At 72.9% G+C, this 18,919-nt stretch carries 15 protein-coding genes; 9 read left to right on the top strand and 6 right to left on the bottom strand.

The annotated features are described in order from the left end of the window. Positions 1-162: 162 nt before the first annotated feature. The 3 genes from ACFY60_RS04815 to pdhA are packed head-to-tail and all read right to left on the bottom strand — an operon-like array spanning position 163 to position 3,774. Positions 163-1,563, bottom strand: a complete 1,401-nt coding sequence (locus ACFY60_RS04815; protein ID WP_388610214.1) for a dihydrolipoamide acetyltransferase family protein — start codon at positions 1,561-1,563, stop codon at positions 163-165. Positions 1,564-1,594: 31 nt separating this feature from the next. Then, a complete protein-coding gene (locus ACFY60_RS04810; protein WP_388609769.1) occupies positions 1,595-2,575 on the bottom strand; it encodes an alpha-ketoacid dehydrogenase subunit beta in 981 nt (326 codons plus the stop codon). A 2-nt stretch (positions 2,576-2,577) separates the two neighbouring features. Continuing rightward, positions 2,578-3,774 carry a pyruvate dehydrogenase (acetyl-transferring) E1 component subunit alpha gene (gene pdhA, locus ACFY60_RS04805; RefSeq protein WP_388609771.1) on the bottom strand — a complete coding sequence of 399 codons (1,197 nt, stop codon included), beginning with the start codon at positions 3,772-3,774 and terminating at the stop codon, positions 2,578-2,580. Between the two features lie 362 nt (positions 3,775-4,136). On the opposite strand from pdhA, the gene ACFY60_RS04800 reads away from it, so the two are divergent. The 3 genes from ACFY60_RS04800 to ACFY60_RS04790 all read left to right on the top strand — a co-directional run bounded on the left by ACFY60_RS04800 (position 4,137) and on the right by ACFY60_RS04790 (position 6,521). Further along, entirely contained in the window at positions 4,137-4,796 is a 660-nt protein-coding gene (locus ACFY60_RS04800) for a response regulator transcription factor (RefSeq protein ID WP_309049398.1), read from the top strand. Between the two features lie 237 nt (positions 4,797-5,033). Further along, on the top strand, positions 5,034-5,489 hold the full coding sequence (locus tag ACFY60_RS04795; RefSeq protein ID WP_388609773.1) for a pyridoxamine 5'-phosphate oxidase family protein: 456 nt from the start codon (positions 5,034-5,036) through the stop codon (positions 5,487-5,489). Positions 5,490-5,504: 15 nt separating this feature from the next. Continuing rightward, a complete protein-coding gene (locus ACFY60_RS04790; RefSeq protein ID WP_388609774.1) occupies positions 5,505-6,521 on the top strand; it encodes a phosphotransferase in 1,017 nt (338 codons plus the stop codon). A gap of 24 nt (positions 6,522-6,545) precedes the next feature. Here the strand turns inward: ACFY60_RS04790 and ACFY60_RS04785 are convergent, their stop codons facing one another. Then, the gene (locus tag ACFY60_RS04785) at positions 6,546-8,192 is read right to left on the bottom strand and encodes a protein kinase (RefSeq protein ID WP_388609776.1); all 1,647 of its coding nucleotides are present in this window, start codon (positions 8,190-8,192) and stop codon (positions 6,546-6,548) included. Between the two features lie 264 nt (positions 8,193-8,456). Here ACFY60_RS04785 and ACFY60_RS04780 point away from each other — a divergent pair, with 264 nt between their 5' ends. The 6 genes from ACFY60_RS04780 (at position 8,457) to ACFY60_RS04755 (ending at position 16,660) form a co-directional block, all read left to right on the top strand. Continuing rightward, positions 8,457-10,097, top strand: coding sequence for a protein kinase (locus ACFY60_RS04780; RefSeq protein WP_388609778.1), 1,641 nt, complete (start codon positions 8,457-8,459; stop codon positions 10,095-10,097). Between the two features lie 611 nt (positions 10,098-10,708). Then, positions 10,709-11,425, top strand: a complete 717-nt coding sequence (locus tag ACFY60_RS04775) for a hypothetical protein (RefSeq protein WP_388609779.1) — start codon at positions 10,709-10,711, stop codon at positions 11,423-11,425. 95 nt (positions 11,426-11,520) lie between these two features. Continuing rightward, on the top strand, positions 11,521-12,159 hold the full coding sequence (locus tag ACFY60_RS04770) for a PadR family transcriptional regulator (protein ID WP_388609781.1): 639 nt from the start codon (positions 11,521-11,523) through the stop codon (positions 12,157-12,159). 238 nt (positions 12,160-12,397) lie between these two features. Further along, positions 12,398-13,156 carry an ABC transporter ATP-binding protein gene (locus ACFY60_RS04765; RefSeq protein ID WP_388609783.1) on the top strand — a complete coding sequence of 253 codons (759 nt, stop codon included), beginning with the start codon at positions 12,398-12,400 and terminating at the stop codon, positions 13,154-13,156. Beyond that, positions 13,153-16,017 carry an ABC transporter permease gene (locus ACFY60_RS04760; protein WP_388609785.1) on the top strand — a complete coding sequence of 955 codons (2,865 nt, stop codon included), beginning with the start codon at positions 13,153-13,155 and terminating at the stop codon, positions 16,015-16,017. Before ACFY60_RS04765 ends, ACFY60_RS04760 begins: the two co-directional genes overlap by 4 nt. A 97-nt stretch (positions 16,018-16,114) precedes the next feature. Beyond that, entirely contained in the window at positions 16,115-16,660 is a 546-nt protein-coding gene (locus ACFY60_RS04755; protein WP_309049389.1) for a bacterial proteasome activator family protein, read from the top strand. A gap of 132 nt (positions 16,661-16,792) precedes the next feature. Here the strand turns inward: ACFY60_RS04755 and ACFY60_RS04750 are convergent, their stop codons facing one another. Further along, positions 16,793-17,779 (bottom strand): NAD(P)H-quinone oxidoreductase, encoded by a 987-nt coding sequence (locus ACFY60_RS04750; RefSeq protein WP_388609786.1) that lies wholly within the window; start codon positions 17,777-17,779, stop codon positions 16,793-16,795. A 76-nt stretch (positions 17,780-17,855) separates the two neighbouring features. Further along, positions 17,856-18,917: a potassium channel family protein gene (locus ACFY60_RS04745; protein WP_388610216.1), complete on the bottom strand. Its 1,062-nt coding sequence runs from the start codon at positions 18,915-18,917 to the stop codon at positions 17,856-17,858. Between the last annotated feature and the right edge of the window lie 2 nt (positions 18,918-18,919).

Raw genomic sequence — 18,919 nt, 5'->3', positions numbered from 1 at the left:
GACAGCGCTCCGTCCACATGATGGACCGGACCCCGGGGCTGGAGGCACATCCGGCGGTGGCGGATGCCACCGCCGGATGTTTCACGTGAAACGCGCGCACTCGTACGGGCGGTCATGGTCCGCCGGAACGCGGACCGGCTCCCGCCGAGCGCACCAGGACCGTCAGGCCCAGGTGATGAGGCGCTTCGGCTGCTCCAGGACCGCGGCGACGTCCGCCAGGAACTTGGAGCCGAGCTCGCCGTCGACCAGCCGGTGGTCGAAGGAGAGTGCCAGCGTGGTGACCTGGCGCGGCTTCACCTTGCCCTTGTGGACCCACGGCTGGAGCTTGATCGCACCGACCGCCAGGATCGCGGACTCGCCCGGGTTGAGGATGGGCGTGCCGGTGTCGACGCCGAAGACGCCGACGTTGGTGATCGTGAAGGTGCCGCCCTGCATCGCCGCCGGGGTGGTCCTGCCTTCGCGGGCCGTGGCGACCAGCTCGCTCAGCGACCGCGAGAGCTCGGGCAGGGTCTGCGCGTGCGCGTCCTTGATGTTCGGCACGATCAGCCCGCGCGGGGTGGCCGCGGCGATGCCCAGGTTCACGTAGTGCTTGAGGACGATCTCCTGCGCCGCCTCGTCCCAGGCCGCGTTGATCTCCGGGTTGCGCTTGATCGCGACCAGGACGGCCTTGGCGATGAGCAGGAGCGGATTGACCCGCAGCCCCGCCATGTCCTTGTCGGTCTTGAGTTCCTCGACCAGCTTCATCGTGCGGGTGATGTCGAAGGTCACGAACTCGGTGACGTGGGGGGCGGTGAAGGCCGAGCCGACCATCGCCGCCGCAGTGGCCTTGCGCACGCCCTTGATCGGCACGCGGGTCTCCCGCGCCTCCGCCGCCGGTGCGGCGGCCGGGGTCTGGGCCTGGGCCTGGGCGGCCGGCGCGGGGGCCGGGGCCTCCACGACGGGTGCGGGCGCGGGGGTGGCCGCCTTGTGCACGTCCTCACGGGTGATGACCCCGTCCGGACCGGTCGGGACGACCGTCGCCAGGTCCACACCGAGGTCCTTGGCGAGCTTGCGCACCGGCGGCTTCGCCAGCGGACGGGTGGCGGTGGCCGTGGCCGTACCACCGTGCCCGTTGAGCTCGCCCTGGATGGCGGCGGAGGCCTGGCCGGGCACCACGGCGCCCTTGCGCGCCCGCCGCTTGGTGGAGGACGCGGCCACGCCGTACCCGACGAGGACCGGCTGACGGCCCTCGGCCGCCTGCTCGGCCTCGGCGGCCGGAGCGGGCGCGGCGGGAACGGCGGCGGCCGGAGCCGGGGCCTCGGCCGGGGCGGACGCGGCGGCGGGGGCCGCCGGGGCGGCGCCGCCGCCCACGTTCACCGAGATGATGACCTCGCCGACGTCGACCGTCGTGCCCTCGGGAAAGCGCAGCTCGTGGACGGTGCCGTCGAACGGGATCGGCAGCTCCACGGCCGCCTTCGCCGTCTCGACCTCGCACACGACCTGCCCGTCGGTGACGGTGTCACCCGGCTGGACGTACCACTTGAGGATCTCGGCCTCGGTCAGGCCCTCGCCCACGTCGGGCATCTTGAATTCGCGGATCGTCACGGTGCTCTCCTCAGAACGCCAGCGAGCGGTCGACGGCGTCGAGCACGCGGTCCAGGCCCGGCAGGTACTCCTCCTCCAGGCGCGCCGGCGGATACGGCGCGTGGTAGCCGCCGACCCGCAGGACGGGGGCCTCCAGGTGGTAGAAGCAGCGCTCGGTGATGCGGGCGGCGATCTCCGCGCCGGAGCCGAAGAAGACCGGTGCCTCGTGGACGACGACCAGGCGGCCGGTCTTCTCCACGGATGCCTGGATGGTGTCGAAGTCGAGCGGGGAGATCGAGCGCAGGTCCAGGACCTCGACCGACTTGCCCTCCTCGGCGGCGGCCGCGGCCGCCTCCAGACAGGTCTTCACCATCGGGCCGTACGCGGCGAGCGTGAGGTCGGTGCCCTCCCGGGCCACCCGCGCCTCGTGCAGCTCGCCGGGGATGGCCTCGGTGTCGACCTCGCCCTTGTCCCAGTAGCGGCGCTTGGGCTCGAAGAAGATGACCGGGTCGTCGCTCTGGATCGCCTGCTGGAGCATCCAGTAGGCGTCGGAGGAGTTCGCCGGGGTGACCACCTTGAGGCCCGCGACGTGCGCGAACAGCGACTCGGGGGACTCCGAGTGGTGCTCGACGGCGCCGATGCCGCCGCCGTACGGGATGCGGATGACGACCGGCATCTTCACGGTGCCGAGCGAACGGGCCCGCATCTTCGCCAGCTGGGTGACGATCTGGTCGTACGCCGGGAAGACGAACCCGTCGAACTGGATCTCCACGACCGGCCGGTAACCGCGCAGCGCGAGACCGATCGCGGTGCCGACGATGCCGGACTCGGCGAGCGGGGTGTCGACCACCCGGTCCTCGCCGAAGTCCTTCTGCAGACCGTCGGTGATCCGGAAGACACCGCCCAGCTTGCCGACGTCCAGGCCCATGACGACGACCTTCGGGTCGGTCTCCAGGGCCTTGCGCAGCGACTCGTTGAGCGCCTTCGCGAGGGGAAGCTTCTGAACAGCCATGATTACTCGCCCTCTCCGCCCTCGAAGGACGCCTGGTAGGCGGCGAACTCCGCGCGCTCCTCGTCGACGAGGGCGTGGCCGTCCGCGTACGTGTGGTCGAACATCGCCATGTGGTCGGGGACGGGCATGGCGCGGACGACCTCGCGGACGTGCTTGCCGAGCGCCTCGCTCTCCTCCTCCAGGGCCTCGAAGAAGGCGGCGTCGGCGTGGCCCGCGTTCTCCAGGTACACCTTGAGGCGCTGGATCGGGTCCTTCGCCTCCCACGCCTCGCGCTCCGCGTCGCGGCGGTAGCGGGTCGGGTCGTCGGAGGTGGTGTGGGCGGCCATGCGGTAGGTGAACGCCTCGATGAGCGTGGGGCCCTCGCCGCGCCGGGCGCGCTCCAGGGCGTCGCGCGTCACGGCCAGGCAGGCCAGGACGTCGTTGCCGTCGACCCGGACGCCGGGGAAGCCGAAGCCGCGGGCGCGCTGGTAGAGCGGGACGCGGGTCTGCTTCTCGATGGGCTCGGAGATGGCCCACTGGTTGTTCTGGCAGAAGAACACGACGGGGGCGTTGTAGACCGCGGAGAAGACGAACGACTCGTTGACGTCGCCCTGGCTGGAGGCACCGTCGCCGAAGTAGGCGAGGACCGCGGAGTCGGCCCCGTCCTTGGCGATGCCCATGGCGTAGCCGGTGGCGTGCAGCGTCTGCGAGCCGAGGACGATCGTGTAGAGGTGGAAGTTGTTGCTGCTGGGGTCCCAGCCGCCGTTGTTCACCCCTCGGAACATGCCGAGCAGGTTGGTCGGGTCGACCCCGCGGCACCAGGCGACACCGTGCTCCCGGTAGGTCGGGAAGACGTAGTCGTCGTCGCGCAGGGCCCGGCCGGAACCGATCTGGGCGGCCTCCTGGCCGAGCAGCGAGGCCCACAGGCCCAGCTCGCCCTGCCGCTGGAGGGAGGTGGCCTCGGCGTCGAAACGGCGGGTGAGGACCATGTCGCGGTAGAGCCCGCGCAGCTCCTCGGCGCTCAGGTCGATGTCGTAGTCGGGGTGCTGGACGCGCTCTCCTTCGGGCGTCAGCAGCTGGACGAGCTCGGGCTCCGTGGCGTCGGCCCCGGCCGCGCGCGGGCTCGTCTTCTTGGTGGTGCTCGTGCTCGCGCTTGCGGTGCGCTTGGTGCCGCTGCTGCGTCGCGTCGTCTTGCGCGCGGCAGTGCTCTCCACGGTCACGTGCGTGCTCCTCCGTCGGTCCGGCCCCCGGGTTCGCCGGTGAGGCCTGGGGTCCCCCGTACTGCGAGTAAGGGGGGGCTCCGCCCTATCCGTACCCTTCGCACGGGGTGGGTGCGACGCGGCCGGAGTCGGGCGTGACAGGTGCCCCGGCGAGCGCCGTCATAGGCACGTTACCCATAGTGCGGCATTCCTGCGTAACCCCACTTGACCTGCGATTTTGCTTGGATTTCCAAGTAAATCGAAAAAAGGGGACACGCCGCTGGTCAGCGCATGGACAACGACCCGACGCCGTCGTCGGAACATGCGGCACGTTATCCCGCGGACCCCGGGCGCGGGAAGAGTCAATATGTGAGACTGTCCGCGTGCGCGAAGAAGGAAAAATCCGGGTATTTCTGCTGGATGACCACGAAGTCGTCCGGCGCGGCGTCCACGAGCTGCTCTCCGTGGAGGACGGCATCGAGGTGGTCGGAGAGGCCGGTACGGCGGCGGACGCCCTGGTCAGGATCCCGGCGACCCGCCCGGACGTGGCCGTGCTCGACGTCCGGCTCCCCGACGGCAGCGGTGTGGAGGTCTGCCGGGAGGTCCGCTCCCAGGACGAGTCGATCAAATGCCTGATGCTGACCTCCTACGCGGACGACGAGGCCCTCTTCGACGCGATCATGGCCGGGGCCTCGGGTTACGTCCTCAAGGCGATCCGCGGCAACGAACTGCTCAACGCGGTCCGGGACGTGGCGGCCGGCAGGTCCCTGCTCGACCCGGTGGCCACCGCCCGGGTCCTGGAGCGGCTGCGCGACGGCAACGGCCCCAAGGGGGACGACCGGCTCGCCCACCTCACCGAGCAGGAACGCAGGATCCTGGACCTGATCGGCGAGGGCCTGACCAACCGGGCCATCGGCGAGCGGCTCCACCTGGCGGAGAAGACCATCAAGAACTACGTCTCCAGCCTGCTGTCCAAGCTGGGCATGGAGCGCCGCTCGCAGGCCGCGGCGTACGTGGCGCGGCTGCAGGCCGAACGCCACTGACGGCCGAACCGGCGGGCCGGGATTCGGCAGGTCGGGGCCGGGCGGCCGGAATGCGGCGGGTCCCGGGGCGGCGGCCCGGCCGCGCGACGCACGGTCGGAATTGCGGATTCCGCCATCGGGGTCCGGAAAAGGGCCCGTCCCGCGCGATCCGGGGTACGGAATTCGGGACCTACGTCCCCGCCGGCGCGGGGCGCCCGTCCCTTCCGGCGCGGCACGCGGTCGCGCAGAGTGAGGACCATGTCCTCCGAGGAGAGCCGCGCCCTCGAACTGCTCGGCCGGGTGCCGTACGGCCGCCTGGCGACCAGCATGCGCGCCCTGCCGTGCGTCGCCCCCGCCCGGCACGTGGTGACCGGCCGGTGCGTCCTGGTCCGACTCCACCAGGGCCTCGGCTACCACCGGGCCTGTCACGGCGGCGTCGTGGCGTACGAGGCGGACAGCCTGGCCACCGGCCTCACCACCCCGTGGTCCGTCCAGTTCACCGGCACGGCGGAGGTCGTCGAGCCGACGGAGGACGAGCGCGCCGCCCTCGGGCCCGGACCCGTCCGGGTGGACGGGGAGCCGTTCGTCCCGGTCTTCCTGCGGATCACCCCGCAGTTCGTGTCGGTCCACGTCCTCGAGTACGCGACCGGGGACACGGCGGGCGGGGCCGCCCCCACCGATTTCACAGAGCGACACTCCCGACACGCTGCGTGATCTACCATATGTGGAGTGCCGCGCTCATCTGCAACACTCGCTCTTCCGGTCGGCGCCGTGCTGCGCCGCTACCCGCAGGCCGGCGAACCGCTCTCCTGCGAACCCGTCACCGAGGGACTGCTCAACCGCGGCTACCGCCTCTCCACCACCCGCGGCTCCTACTTCCTCAAGCAGCACCTCGACGCCCCCACCGCCGACCGGGCCACCATCCTCCGCCAGCACCGGGCCATCCAGCGCCTGCACGGCCTCGGCCTGCCCGTCGCCCCGCCCCTCGCCGACCGGAGGGGCCGCACCGTCGCCGTCGTCGGCGGCCACTGCTACGCCCTCCACCCGTGGGTCGAGGGCCGCCACCGCGACGGCGCCCAGCTCTCCCCCGGCGGCTCCCGCCGCCTCGGCGCCCTCCTCGGCCACGTCCACACCTGCCTGGACCGGGTCATGGACAGCCCGCGGCCGGGTGCCGCGCACGAGAGCGCCCGTCCCGAGGACACCTTCCGCGTCATCGACGAGCTGATCCGCCTCGTCCGCGCCCACCGCCCCCACGACAGCTTCGACGTGCTGGCCGAGCACCGCCTGCGGGAACGGCGCCGCCTCCTCGCCCAGCACGCCCACCACCGGCCGCCGCCCGCCCCCGCCTCGGGCTGGGTGCACGGCGACTTCCACCCGCTCAACCTGCTCTACCGGGGCGCGGAGCCGGCCGCCATCGTCGACTGGGACCGTCTCGGCGTCCGCCCGCGCGCCGAGGAGGCCGTCCGGGCCGCCGCGATCTTCTTCGTACGGCCCGGGGGAGAGCTGGCCCTGGAGAAGGTCCGGGCCTACGCGCGCGCGTACCGGCGGGCGACGGGGGCGGACGGCGCCGAGCTGGCCGCGGCGGCCCACCGGGTGTGGTGGGAGCGGCTCAACGACTTCTGGACCCTGCGCTGGCGCTACCAGCTGCACGACCGCAGGGCCGACCCGCAGTTTCCCGCGGTGTCGGCCCTGGCGGTCTGGTGGACCCGGGAGTACGACGCCGTACGTGACGCCTTCGCCGCCTGAGCGGGTACGGTCCCGGGGCCCGGGTCAGCCGGTGGAGTCCCCGCCGGTGGGCGGGGTGCCCGTCCCCGGGTCGCCACCGCCGCCGCTGGAGTCGTCGCCGGTGGTCGTCCCGCCGGTCGGCTCCGTCGGCGCACCGGTGTCGGTGGGCGGCGCGCTGGTGTCCGTCGGGGCACCCGTGTCCGTCGGGGTGGCCGTGTCGGTGGGCGTGCCCGTGTCCGTCGGCTCCGGTTCGCCGGTGTACGTCGGCGGCGCGGTGGTGTACGTCCGCGTCGGCGGGTTCCACGGCCGCTGCGTGCTGCCGCCGGTCGACGTGTCCGGGTCCCAGGTGGGTTCCTGGCTCGGCGTCTCGGCGGAGGTCGTCGGCGTCCGGGTCGGCGTCGACGGCGAGTTGGTGGCGGTGGGGGTCGGGGTGACCTTGCCGCCCTCCTTCTCGCCGGCCTTCTGCACCGCGAAGACGACTCCCGCGACCACCGCGACCAGCGCGAGCGCCACGAACAGGATCACCTTGGCGCGCCGGCCGTTGCCCGATCCGCCGCCGGGACCGCCGTAGGGCCCCTGCCCGTAACCGCCGGACCCGCCCGTGCCGCCGTCGTAACCGCCGTATCCGCCGTCCTCCGGGTTCACCGGCGGCAGGATGCGGCCCTGCGCGGTGTCCCCGTGCATCGGGTGGCCCATGGCGGTCGTCGCGGCCATGCCGCCGACCGGGGTGTGCCCGCCCTCGTGGGCCTCCACGGGCCCGGTGTTCCACGTGCCGGTGTGGCCGCCCTGCTGCTGGAGCATCTGGAGGCCGTACTGGATCAGCCCGCGCATCTCCTCGGCGCTCTGGAACCGGTCGTCCGGGTCCTTCGCGAGGGAGCGCATGACCAGGCCGTCCAGCTCCGGCGGCACGTCCTGCGTGACGTCGGACGGCGGGACCGGGGTGTCCTGGACGTGCTGGTACACCACCGACAGCGGCGTTTCGCCGGTGAAGGGCGGACGCAGGGCGAGCAGTTCGTAGAGCAGACAGCCGGTCGCGTACAGGTCGGAGCGGTGGTCGACGGCCTTGCCGAGAGCCTGCTCGGGGGAGAGGTACTGCGGCGTGCCCATGACCATGCCGGTCTGCGTCATCGTCGACTGCGCCCCGTGCAGGGCACGGGCGATGCCGAAGTCCATGACCTTCACGGCGCCGGAGTGCGTGATGATCACGTTCGCCGGCTTGATGTCGCGGTGCACGATGCCGTGCTGGTGCGAGTACGCCAGGGCCTCCAGGACCCCGGAGACGATGATGAGCGCCTGCTCCGGGCCCGGCGCCTCGGCGCTGACCAGCAGGTCGCGGATGGTGCGGCCCTCGACCAGCTCCATGACGATGTACGGCACGGAACGGCCGCCGACGACGTCCTCGCCGGAGTCGTACACGGCCACGATCGCGTGGTGGTTGAGTCCCGCGACGGACTGTGCCTCGCGGGTGAAGCGCGCCTTGGAGACCGGGTCCTCGGCCAGGTCGGCGCGGAGCAGCTTCACCGCCACCGTGCGTCCCAGGCGTACGTCCTCGGCGGCGAACACCTCGGCCATGCCGCCGCGTCCCAGACGGTGCGTCAGGCGGTAGCGTCCGTCCCCGACGACCCCGCCGACGCCCCACTCCGCCGACGCGTCCGACACACCGCCGCCGCCTGCTCCGGATTCGGGTGCCATCAGTCCTCGCCGTCGTCTGTCGTGCCGTGTCCAGTCGTCACGCTACAGGCTCCGTGCGACATCACGGTCCGGGATGGACCGGCCATCCCATCCTCTCCGTGTACACCTGTGCAAATTCGATGGGATTCCCATAACGCTTCCGAGACGCTTCTTGTGCGGAGGGTCACGGAACGGGCACCCGGCTTGACGTGTCGGGGCCCTCGGGCAGACTTGGCCAGGAAAATCCGGATCAACGCCGCCACGCGCGCGTAGGGGGAAGCACAGATGAGCCAGGACGGCGCACAGGGCCGCTATGCGGGCGGTTCGGTAGCGGGCGGCCGGTACCAGCTGCGCGACCTGCTCGGCGAGGGCGGCATGGCGTCGGTGTACCTGGCTTACGACACCGCGCTCGACCGTCAGGTCGCGATCAAGACGCTGCACACGGAGCTCGGCCGCGAGCAGTCCTTCCGCGAGCGGTTCCGCCGTGAGGCGCAGGCCGTCGCCAAGCTGTCGCACACCAACATCGTCTCGGTCTTCGACACCGGTGAGGACACCCTCGACGGCGCCGTCATGCCGTACATCGTCATGGAGTACGTGGAGGGCCGGCCGCTCGGTTCGGTCCTCGCCTCCGACGTGGCGCAGTTCGGCGCGATGCCGGCCGACAAGGCGCTGAAGGTCACCGCCGACGTGCTCGCGGCCCTGGAGACCAGCCACGAGATGGGCCTGGTCCACCGCGACATCAAGCCCGGCAACGTGATGATGACCAAGCGCGGCGTCGTGAAGGTCATGGACTTCGGCATCGCGCGGGCCATGCAGTCCGGCGTCACCTCGATGACCCAGACCGGCATGGTCGTCGGCACCCCGCAGTACCTCTCCCCCGAGCAGGCCCTCGGGCGGGCCGTGGACGCCCGCTCCGACCTCTATTCGGTCGGCATCATGCTGTTCCAGCTGCTGACGGGCCGGCTGCCGTTCGACGCCGACTCGCCGCTCGCCATCGCCTACGCGCACGTGCAGGAGGAACCGGTCGCGCCGTCCTCCGTGAACCGGTCGGTGACGCCGGCGATGGACGCGCTGGTCGCGCGGGCACTGCGGAAGAACCCGAACGAGCGGTTCCCCAGCGCGGACGCGATGCGCCAGGAGTGCCTGCGGGTGCTCTCCGCCGGCCAGACCTCCGCCCCCGTCATCGTCCCGGGCGCCCCCGTGGGCAGCGGCTCGGGCGTCAGCTCGGCGGTCTTCCCGCCGGTCGGCCAGACCCCGCCGCCCGGCCCGCAGTCCTACCTGCCGCCGACGCCGCACCCGCAGCCCGGCCCGTACGGCCCCGCGACGCACACGCCCGCCCCTTCGTACGGCTACCCGCAGCAGGCCCCGACGCCCGCGCCCGGCGGCTACCCGACCCAGACCCCCGCGCCGGTCTACCAGACGCACGCGCCCACCCCCGTCCGTGGCGGCGGCTCCCGCCGGAACACGCCCCTCCTGCTCGGCGCGATCATCGCCGCCCTGCTCGCCGTCGGCGGCCTGGTCATCGCCCTCAACCAGAAGGACGACCCGACCACCGAGGCCGGCACCGGCGGCACCACCAGCGGCAGCACGGCCGGCACGGACTCGGAGGGGAGCCCTTCGGCGAAGCCCGGGCACAAGGGCCCCGACCTGACCAAGACCATCGACGTGAAGAAGTGCACCCAGCCGACGGAGTCGAGCGACGACCCCAGCAAGTTCGAGGTGCCGAACTTCACCTACAAGAACATCCAGTCCGTGAAGGACTGCGTCCGGGCCGCCGGCTGGAAGATCATGACCCAGACCCCGGTCGACGAGTCCACCTACGGCGAGGGCACCGTCCTGGAGCAGTACCCGCCGGCGGGCGAGGACATCACCGCCGAAGACGCCGAGTTCACCCTGAAGATCTCGACGGGCAACCCGCCGCAGTAGACGGCGGGGGGCCGGCCCCTGAGCCGTGCCGGCGGTGGCCGGGACATCCGGGTCGTTCGGTGGCCGGGGAGCCGGGTCCGGCGGAACCCTGCCCCCGGGGGCCGTTCCCGTACGCGGCCGCGAGCGCCGCACGGACGGCCACGGGGCCGGACCTGACGAGCGGCACGATCACCGGCCGGGCCGGGGGTGACCGGCACGTCCGGGTCGCCCGGTGGCCGAGGATCGGTACGGCTGGGACTCGTCACCCCGGGGAGGCCCGGCCGGCGGCGGTGCCGCCGACCACGACGGCGGCCGCCCCTCAGGGGCGCGCCGGTCACCGGGAGGGCTTCCGCCCCGGCATGCGGAGCCACCGCGCCGGCGAACGCCCGGCGCACGGCGCCGCCGGGGTACGGGCCCCGGCAAGGGCGCGGCGACCGCCCCGAGCGCTGAGCGGTCGCGGCTCGTCGGCGTCCGCCCCGGGAGCCATGTTCGCCTCGGCCCCGGCGTCCCCTCCCCGGCCGCGCCGCGGGCACTCCCGTACACCTCCCGTACCACCCCGGGTGCCGGAGATGTCCGGTCATGTGACGCTGAGTCGGACAGCTCGGCGGCTCGGTACGGGAGGGGGTCACCCGGTGACTCCAGCACTCCGCAGGGCACGGGCGCGGGTCCTGAGACCCGCGCTGGCCTGCGTGTTCACCTGCGCGACGGTTCTCGGCGCTGCGGCGTCCGCCCACGCGGGGGAGCCGCCCGCTCCCCGGGCGCCGACGGCACCGACGGCCCCGGCGGGCCCTCCGGCCGCCGCGGGAACGGTCTCCGCCACCCCGGCCACCGGCGCCCCCGCGCCCCCCGCGCCCTCCTCCACCGCGCCGACCACACCCCCGGCGTCCACACCGCCCGCCCGGCCCACCCGGCCCGAGCCGCCCCCGCCGCCGGTCCTCCCCGGCCGGGGGCCCGACGCGGCCGAACCCAGTGACGCGCCCACCCCCACCGGCTCCCCCTCGCTCGCGGGACGGCCCGCCGGGGAGGGGCGGGCGCGGCCGGGGCGGCCCGAGCCCCCCGCTCCGCCGGAGACCGCCGCGGACCCTTCGCCCGAGACCGTTCGTACCGAAACGGCAACAGCCGAGGAGGTCCCGGAGGAGCCGGAGGAGACACCCGCCGCGGTACCGGAGAAGGACGCCGCCCGGCCGGAGGCGGCGCCCGCCAGCCGGCCCGCCGCCGTGCCCCGGATGGCGCCCGACAGCACCCTCCCCCTCGTTCACCAGCGGATTCCCGTCCTCACCCTGGGCGTGGGGCTGGCCCTGATGGGCCTCGGCATCGGTTTTCTCGGGCTGCGGATGCGCCGCCGCTGAGCCCTCCGCCCTGCCCGGGTCCCCCCTGAGAGGGACCCGCCGCTTCCGCCTCAGGACGGTTGTTCGCGCACACATACTCGGTATACATACTGAGTATGTCGATCCGCCACGGGCTTCTCGCCCTCCTCGAACGCGGCCCGCGCTACGGCTCTCAGCTCCGTACGGAGTTCGAGTCCCGCACCGGTGCCACGTGGCCCCTCAACGTCGGCCAGGTCTACACGACCCTGGGCCGCCTGGAGCGGGACGGCCTGGTCGTCCAGCAGGGACAGGACGAGGCCGGGCACGTCCTGTACGCGATCACCGACGGCGGCCGGGCCGAGCTGAGGACCTGGTTCGAACGTCCGGTGGACCGCACCAGCCCGGCCCGTGACGAGCTGGCCATCAAGCTGGCCATGGCGGTCGGGGCGCCGGGGGTCGACATCCGCGAGGTCATCCAGTCCCAGCGCCGGCACACCGTGAAGGCGATGCAGGACTACACCCGGCTCAAGGCCCAGGCGCTCACCGCCGTCGAGGCGGGCGGCTCACGGGAACGGGACGACGTGGCCTGGCTCCTCGTCCTGGAGCAGCTCATCTTCCAGACCGAGGCCGAAGCGCGCTGGCTGGACCACTGCGAGGCGCGCCTGATCCGCCTCTCCACCCCGGCCTCCGGCGCCGGTCCGGTCCCGGCGCCCGCGCCACCGGCCCCGGCGCGGACCACGGCGCCGGAACCGACACCCCAGGGCCGCCACATCTGACCCCTTCCTCTCCCACCGGGCGGGCAGACCCCGCACCCCGCCGTCCCGCGCGACGGCACGCACCCGCGACGCCCGCCGCCGCGGCGGCCCGCGCGCCCACGCCGCCCGGCAGGGGCCCGGCCCGGAGCCGGCCCGCCCCGCCCGCGGCCCGGCCGGCCGCCCCGCCCGTACACCACCGCACCGTTCATCGCTCGCTCCGTACCGGCCACCGCCGCGTACGACCAAGGGGGACCCCTCCATGTCCACACAGCAGCCCGTGCTGCAACTCCAGAACCTCGTCCGGGTGCACGGCTCGGGCGCCACCGAGGTGCACGCCCTGCGCGGCATCGACCTCGCCGTCCATCCGGGCGAGCTGGTCGCCGTGATGGGGCCCTCCGGGTCCGGCAAGTCGACGCTGCTCACCATCGCCGGCGGCCTCGACATGCCGACCTCGGGCCGGGTGATCGTCGAGAACACCGACATCACCACCGCCAACCTCAAGGAGCTCGCGGCCCTGCGCCGCCGCAGCATCGGCTACGTCTTCCAGGACTACAACCTCATCCCGGCCCTCACGGCCGCCGAGAACGTCGCCCTCCCCCGGGAGCTCGACGGTGTCTCCGCCCGCAAGGCCCGCGTCGAGGCGCTCGCCGCCCTGGAGGAGATGTCCCTCGGCCATCTCGCCGACCGCTTCCCCGACGAGATGTCCGGCGGCCAGCAGCAGCGGGTGGCCATCGCCCGCGCCCTCGTCGGCGACCGCCGCCTGGTCCTCGCCGACGAGCCCACCGGCGCGCTCGACTCCGAGACCGGCGAGTCCGTCCTCGCCCTGCTCCGCTCCCGCTGCGACGCGGGAGCCGCCGGCGTCCTCGTCACCCATGAGCCCCGGTTCGCCGCCTGGGCCGACCGGGTCGTGTTCCTGCGCGACGGCGCCATCGTGGACCAGACCGTCCGCAGCGAGGCCGACTCGCTGCTCACGGGCCAGGGCCAGGGCCCGTCCTGGGGACAGGTGGCCGAGCGGTGAAGACCTGGTTCCACTCCTGGCGGGCCGCGATACGCATCGCCCGCCGCGACGCCTGGCGCGCAAAGGGCCGCAGCGCCCTCGTCCTCGCGATGATCGCCCTGCCCATCCTCGGCGTGAGCGCCTTCGACCTGACCTACCGCAGCTCCGAGCTGTCCCCCGCCGAGAAGATGGACCGGAGCATCGGCGCCGCGGACGCCCGCTTCCTCGACGCCAGGATGGGCGGTGCCCCGCTTCTCCAGACCCCCGACGGGGACAGCTACGCCCCGGCGAAGGACACCGGGGACGGCGCGTGGCCGACGGGTCCCACCGACCTCGACCGGGCCGTCCCCCCGGGCGCCTCGGTGCTCACCGACTCCACCGGATCGGCCCGGCTGACCACGCGTCACGGGCTGCTCCAGGCCGAGGTGCGCGAGCTCAAGGCCGGTGATCCGGTCGCCCGGGGCATCATGACCCTCCTCGACGGCCGTCACCCCCAGAAGCCCGACGAGGTCATGGCGACCTCGCACTTCCTGAAGACGAGTGGTCTGACGGTCGGCTCCACCGTTTCCGCCCGCAATTTCGACCGTCCGTATCGGATCGTCGGCTCCTACGAACTTCCCGACGAGCTCGAGAGCCTCCAGATCAACGCGCTGCCCGGAGCGTTCCTCGCACCGTACGCGAAGGCCGCGGAGAAGGCCGGCCTGCCCGCGCCGGAGTCCTCCACCTCGTATCTGGTGCGACACCGCGGTGGTTTCACGTGGAACACGGTCCAGCAGATCAACGCCAAGGGCGTCGTGGTCATGTCGCGCGCCGTGGTCCTGGATCCGCCCGCCGACTCCGAGGTGCCGCTCTACAAGAAGGAGGGCTGGGGCAACTACGGGACCAGTGCCGCGGCCAACGCCGCCGAACTCGCCGCCGCCGGTACCGTCGTCGGCCTGGCGATGCTGGAGATCTGTCTGCTCGCCGGTCCCGCCTTCGCGGTCGGTGCCCGCCGCTCCCGCCGTCAGCTCGGCCTGGTCGGCGCCAACGGCGGTGCCCGCAGCCACATCCGGGCCATCGTCCTCAGCGGCGGTCTCGTCATCGGCGTCGCCGCCGCCGTGGTCGGCACGGTCCTCGCCCTGATTCTGACCCTCGTTCTGGAGCCGTACCTCGAGGAGCTGATGGGCCAGCGGTTCGGCGCCTTCGACATCCGGCCGCTCGAACTCCTCGGCATCGCCCTGATCGCCGTGCTGACCGGTCTGCTCGCCGCCGTCGTCCCGGCCGTCACCGCCTCGCGCCAGACCGTCCTGGCCTCGCTCACCGGCCGCCGCGGTGTCCGCCGCAGCAGCAGGGTCCTGCCGCTCGTCGGTCTCGGCGCGCTGCTCCTCGGCGGGGCGATCGCCCTCTACGGCTCCGTCGTGAGCGACGAGTTCATGATCGTGGCCGGCGGCTCCGCCATCGCCGAGCTGGGTGTGGTCGCCATGACCCCGGCCCTGGTGGGCCTCTTCGGCCGGCTCGGCCGCTGGCTGCCGCTCGCGCCCCGCCTCGCCCTGCGCGACGCGGTACGCAACCGGGGACGTACGGCCCCGGCCGTCGCCGCCGTCCTCGCCGCCGTCGCGGGCACGGTCGCCGTCTCCACCTACGGCGCGAGCCGGGACGCCCAGTCCCGGGCCGAGTACGAGGCCATGCTGCCGCACGGGGCCGTCTCCGCCGTCGTCCTCGAGGAGGGCGGCCGGGACGTCCCGGCGGTCCGCGAGGCCGTCGAGCGGAACCTGCCCGTCGATGTGCGGGCCGACGTGGAGCGCGTCCAGGTCGGCAAGCCCGGCTGCCCGCCGTGGGGCGGCGGACCGGGCTGCGGCCGCTACGAACTGGTGATCCCCGCGGCCAACGAGTGCCCGCTGTACGTCAGGGTCCCCGGCGGCGGCGACGCCTCGGAGAAGTACACGCCCGAGCAGCGCCGCACGTTGCTCACCGAGGACTGGCGCTGCAAGCAGAACGGCAACGGCGGCAACATGCACGTCGAAGGCGGTCTGCTGGTCGGTGACGCCAAACTGCTCAAGGTTCTCGGCATCGAGGACGCCGGCGCCGAGAAGGCTCTCGCCGAGGGGAAGGTCGTCACCCTCCACCGGCCGCTGATCGACAGGAACGGCACCCTCGGCATCAAGCGCGTCACCGACACGGTCGCCGCCGACAAGGCCATGGAGAAGGGCCTTCCCTCACCCGGCGAGGTCAGCCCGATACCGGCCTACCTGGTGCGGGGCGAGCCGACGTCGTACGGCCTCCAGGCCCTGATGACCCCCGCCACCGCCAAGGCCGCCGGACTCACCACGGTCCCGTACGGCTCCTACTTCAGCACCGACCGGATGCCCGACGAGGAGCAGCGCCAGAAGCTGGACGCCGAACTCGCCAAGCTCGGCGGATCCGCCGAGGTCCACGTGGAGACCGGCTTCACCGACGAGACCAGCATCGTCCTGCTCTCGCTGGCCGTCTTCGCCGGTCTGGTCACCATCGGCGCGGCCGCCATCGCCACCGGTCTCGCCCAGGCCGACGCCGAGGCGGACCTGAAGACCCTCGCGGCCGTCGGCGCCCCGCCCCGCGTACGCCGTACGCTCAGCGGTTTCCAGTGCGGAGTGGTCGCCACCATGGGTGTCGTCCTCGGCTCGGCAGCCGGCGTCCTGCCCGCGATGGGGCTGCGGCTCACCGAGGAGCGCCAGGAGATCCGCTTCCACGAGGAGGCTCTCGCCGAGGGCTGGAGCGTCGACGTCAGCCCGCCGTACGTGCCGATCGTCATCCCCTGGGAGACGCTGGCCGTCCTCCTGGTCGCCGTCCCGCTCGGGGCCGCCCTCCTGGCGGCCCTGGTGACCCGCTCGCGGGGGGCCGTGGCGCGGCGCGCCGTGACCTGACGTTCTTCGTTGCCGTCCTGTGCCCCGGGACGAGGGTGGATCACTCTCGTCCCGGGGCACACCGTCCGGAGAGGCATGTGTGCGAGAGAATGGCGGCATGGATATGCCGAGGAATGACAGGTCGCAGGAGAGCCCCCAGGTCCTCGTCGTGGGACAGGACGGCATGGCGCTCGGTGGCCGCCAGGGTGACGACGAATCCCGCGAGGTCCCGGTGACGGAAATGGTCGAGCAGCCTGCGAAGGTCATGCGCATCGGCAGCATGATCAAGCAGCTTCTGGAGGAAGTGCGGGCGGCCCCTCTGGACGAGGCGAGCCGCGTACGGCTGAAGGAGATCCACGCCAGTTCCGTGAAGGAGCTGGAGGACGGTCTGGCACCCGAGCTGGTGGAGGAGCTGGAGCGGCTGTCGCTCCCGTTCACCGACGAGACGGTTCCGTCCGAGGCGGAACTGCGGATCGCGCAGGCGCAGTTGGTGGGCTGGCTGGAGGGTCTGTTCCACGGGATCCAGACGGCGCTGTTCGCCCAGCAGATGGCGGCGCGCGCCCAACTGGAGCAGATGCGCCGGGCGTTGCCCCCGGGCGCCTCGCACGACGAGGACGACGACCACGGCCGCGGTCACGCGGCCCGCTCGGGACCGTACCTCTAGGAGTCGTACCTCCAGGAGCCGTACCTCCGGAATGCCGCACCCCCAGGTGCGTACCTCCCGGAGGCATACGCCGCCGGGAGAAACGGGCCCGGCGTCACCACGGTGATGCCGGGCCCGTTCCGGTGTCCGGGCTCAGTTCCCGGGCGTGAGGAGCAGGACCTTGCCGACCGGGGAGCCGGCCTCCAGGGCCCGGTGTGCCTCGGCCGCCTCGGGCATCGGCACCGTACGGTCGACCACGGGCCGGATGGTTCCGGCGCCGATCAGCGGCCAGACGTGCTCGCGGACGGCGGCGACGATCGTGGCCTTCTCCTGCAGGGGCCGCGAGCGCAGGGTGGTGCCCATGACGGCGGCGCGCTTGGCCAGCAGCACCCCCAGGTTCAACTCGGCCTTCACGCCGCCCTGGAGGCCGATGATCACGAGGCGTCCGTTGACCGCCAGCGCCTTCACGTTCCGCTCCAGGTACTTGGCGCCCATGATGTCGAGGATGACATCGGCGCCCGCCCCGTCGGTCGCCTTGCGCACCTCGTCGACGAAGTCCTGTTCGCGGTAGTCGATGAGGACGTCCGCGCCCAGTTCGGCGCAGCGGGCCAGCTTCTCGGGGCTTCCGGCCGTCACCGCGACACGGGCGCCGACCGCCTTGGCGAGCTGGATCGCCATCGTGCCGATCCCGCTGGCGCCACCGTGCACGAGCAGGGTCTCGCCCGGCCGCAGGTGGGCGATCATGAAGACGTTGGACCAGACCGTGCAGGTCACCTCGGGGAGCGCGGCGGCCGTGGTGAGGTCGACCCCCTCCGGCACCGGCAGGAGCTGGCCGGCGGGTACGACCACCCGTTCGGCGTAACCCCCGCCGGTGAGCAGCGCGCAGACCTCGTCACCGACCGACCAGCCGGACACACCGGGGCCGAGTGCGGCGATCCTGCCCGAGCATTCCAGGCCGGGGTACGGGGAGGTGCCGGGCGGCGGGTCGTAGAAGCCCTGGCGCTGGAGCAGATCGGCGCGGTTGACGGCGCCGGCCACCACCTCGACGAGGACCTCGCCCTCGCCGGGCACGGGATCGGGTACCTCCGCCCAGACGAGGGCCTCGGGACCACCGGGTTCCGGAATCGTGATCGCATGCATGCCGGCGAGGCTACTCCCGCGCCCCGCCGGACGACGGGCTCGGTCTCCCGCGGGGCGTGGTGGGCGGCGGGCGGTCTCAGTCCTCCGGGGGTGTGGTGAGCGGGGTGATGGGAGCGGCGCGGACGATCGTGATCACCCGGTCCAGGGACTGGAGCGGGCTGGCGGCCGGGTCGTCGTAGCCGAGCAGCCGGTGACCGCGCAGGACGCTGACCACTAGGTCGTCGGTCTCGCGGACGCTCTTGCCGACCTCGGCCTTCGTCACCGGGCGCTCGACCAGGTCGAGTCCGGAGCCCTGCTGGATCAGGTCCTCCATCACGGTGCCCGCGCTGGGGCTCAGGACGGAGAGGCCGAGAAGGCGTCCGGCGGCGCTGGCGCTGGTGATGACCGCGTCCGCGCCGGACTGGCGCAGCAGTGGCGCGTTCTCCTCCTCGCGGACCGCGGCGACGATCTTCGCTCCGCGGTTGAGCTGGCGGGCCGTCAGGGTGACGAGGACGGCGGTGTCGTCCCGCTGGGTGGCGATGACGATCTGACGCGCCTTCTGCACCTCGGCGCGGATGAGGACGTCGCTGCGGGTCGCGTCTCCTATGACACCGGCGAACCCGTCCGCGTTCGCCGTGGCGATGACCTTTTCCGAGGGGTCGACGATGACGATCTGTTCCTTGCGCAGTCCGGTCGCGCAGAGGGTCTGGATCGCGGACCGCCCCTTGGTGCCGAAGCCGACGATGACGGTGTGGTCGCGCAAGGTGGACCTCCAGCGGTTCAGTCGCCACTCCTCCCGGGTCCGCTCGGTGAGGACTTCGAGAGTGGTGCCGACCAGGATGATCAGGAACAGGACGCGCAGGGGCGTGACGAGCAGGACGTTGACGAGCCGCGCCGAGTCACTGTGCGGCACGATGTCGCCGTAACCGGTGGTGGAGAGGGTCACGGTCGCGTAGTAGACGCAGTCGAGGAAGTCGAGCGTCTCGTTGGCGTTGTCGTGGTAGCCCGCCCGGTCGAGGTAGACGATGAGGACCGTGAGGGCGAGCACGGCGAGCGCCATGACGAGCCGTTTGGTGACCTGCCGCAGGGGTCTCTCGACCACCTGCCGGGGCAGTCTGATCCGTGACCCGGTGACCTTCTCGTCCGCATGGCGGGCCATGA

Origin of the sequence: Streptomyces sp. NPDC012827 (genome assembly GCF_042900905.1) — a bacterium.
Taxonomy (GTDB): domain Bacteria; phylum Actinomycetota; class Actinomycetes; order Streptomycetales; family Streptomycetaceae; genus Streptomyces; species Streptomyces gulbargensis.
This window is presented reverse-complemented; position numbering and strand designations above follow the sequence as displayed.

What these genes read in the sequence shown, in the direction of transcription:
- ACFY60_RS04785 (WP_388609776.1), bottom strand. Translation starts at nt 8,192, where the DNA reads ATGGCACCCGAATCCGGAGCAGGCGGCGGCGGTGTGTCGGACGCGTCG.
- ACFY60_RS04745 (WP_388610216.1), bottom strand. Translation starts at nt 18,917, where the DNA reads ATGGCCCGCCATGCGGACGAGAAGGTCACCGGGTCACGGATCAGACTG.
- ACFY60_RS04750 (WP_388609786.1), bottom strand. Translation starts at nt 17,779, where the DNA reads ATGCATGCGATCACGATTCCGGAACCCGGTGGTCCCGAGGCCCTCGTC.
- ACFY60_RS04765 (WP_388609783.1), top strand. Translation starts at nt 12,398, where the DNA reads ATGTCCACACAGCAGCCCGTGCTGCAACTCCAGAACCTCGTCCGGGTG.
- ACFY60_RS04815 (WP_388610214.1), bottom strand. Translation starts at nt 1,563, where the DNA reads ATGCCCGACGTGGGCGAGGGCCTGACCGAGGCCGAGATCCTCAAGTGG.
- ACFY60_RS04780 (WP_388609778.1), top strand. Translation starts at nt 8,457, where the DNA reads ATGAGCCAGGACGGCGCACAGGGCCGCTATGCGGGCGGTTCGGTAGCG.
- ACFY60_RS04795 (WP_388609773.1), top strand. Translation starts at nt 5,034, where the DNA reads ATGTCCTCCGAGGAGAGCCGCGCCCTCGAACTGCTCGGCCGGGTGCCG.
- ACFY60_RS04755 (WP_309049389.1), top strand. Translation starts at nt 16,115, where the DNA reads ATGGATATGCCGAGGAATGACAGGTCGCAGGAGAGCCCCCAGGTCCTC.
- ACFY60_RS04810 (WP_388609769.1), bottom strand. Translation starts at nt 2,575, where the DNA reads ATGGCTGTTCAGAAGCTTCCCCTCGCGAAGGCGCTCAACGAGTCGCTG.
- ACFY60_RS04770 (WP_388609781.1), top strand. Translation starts at nt 11,521, where the DNA reads ATGTCGATCCGCCACGGGCTTCTCGCCCTCCTCGAACGCGGCCCGCGC.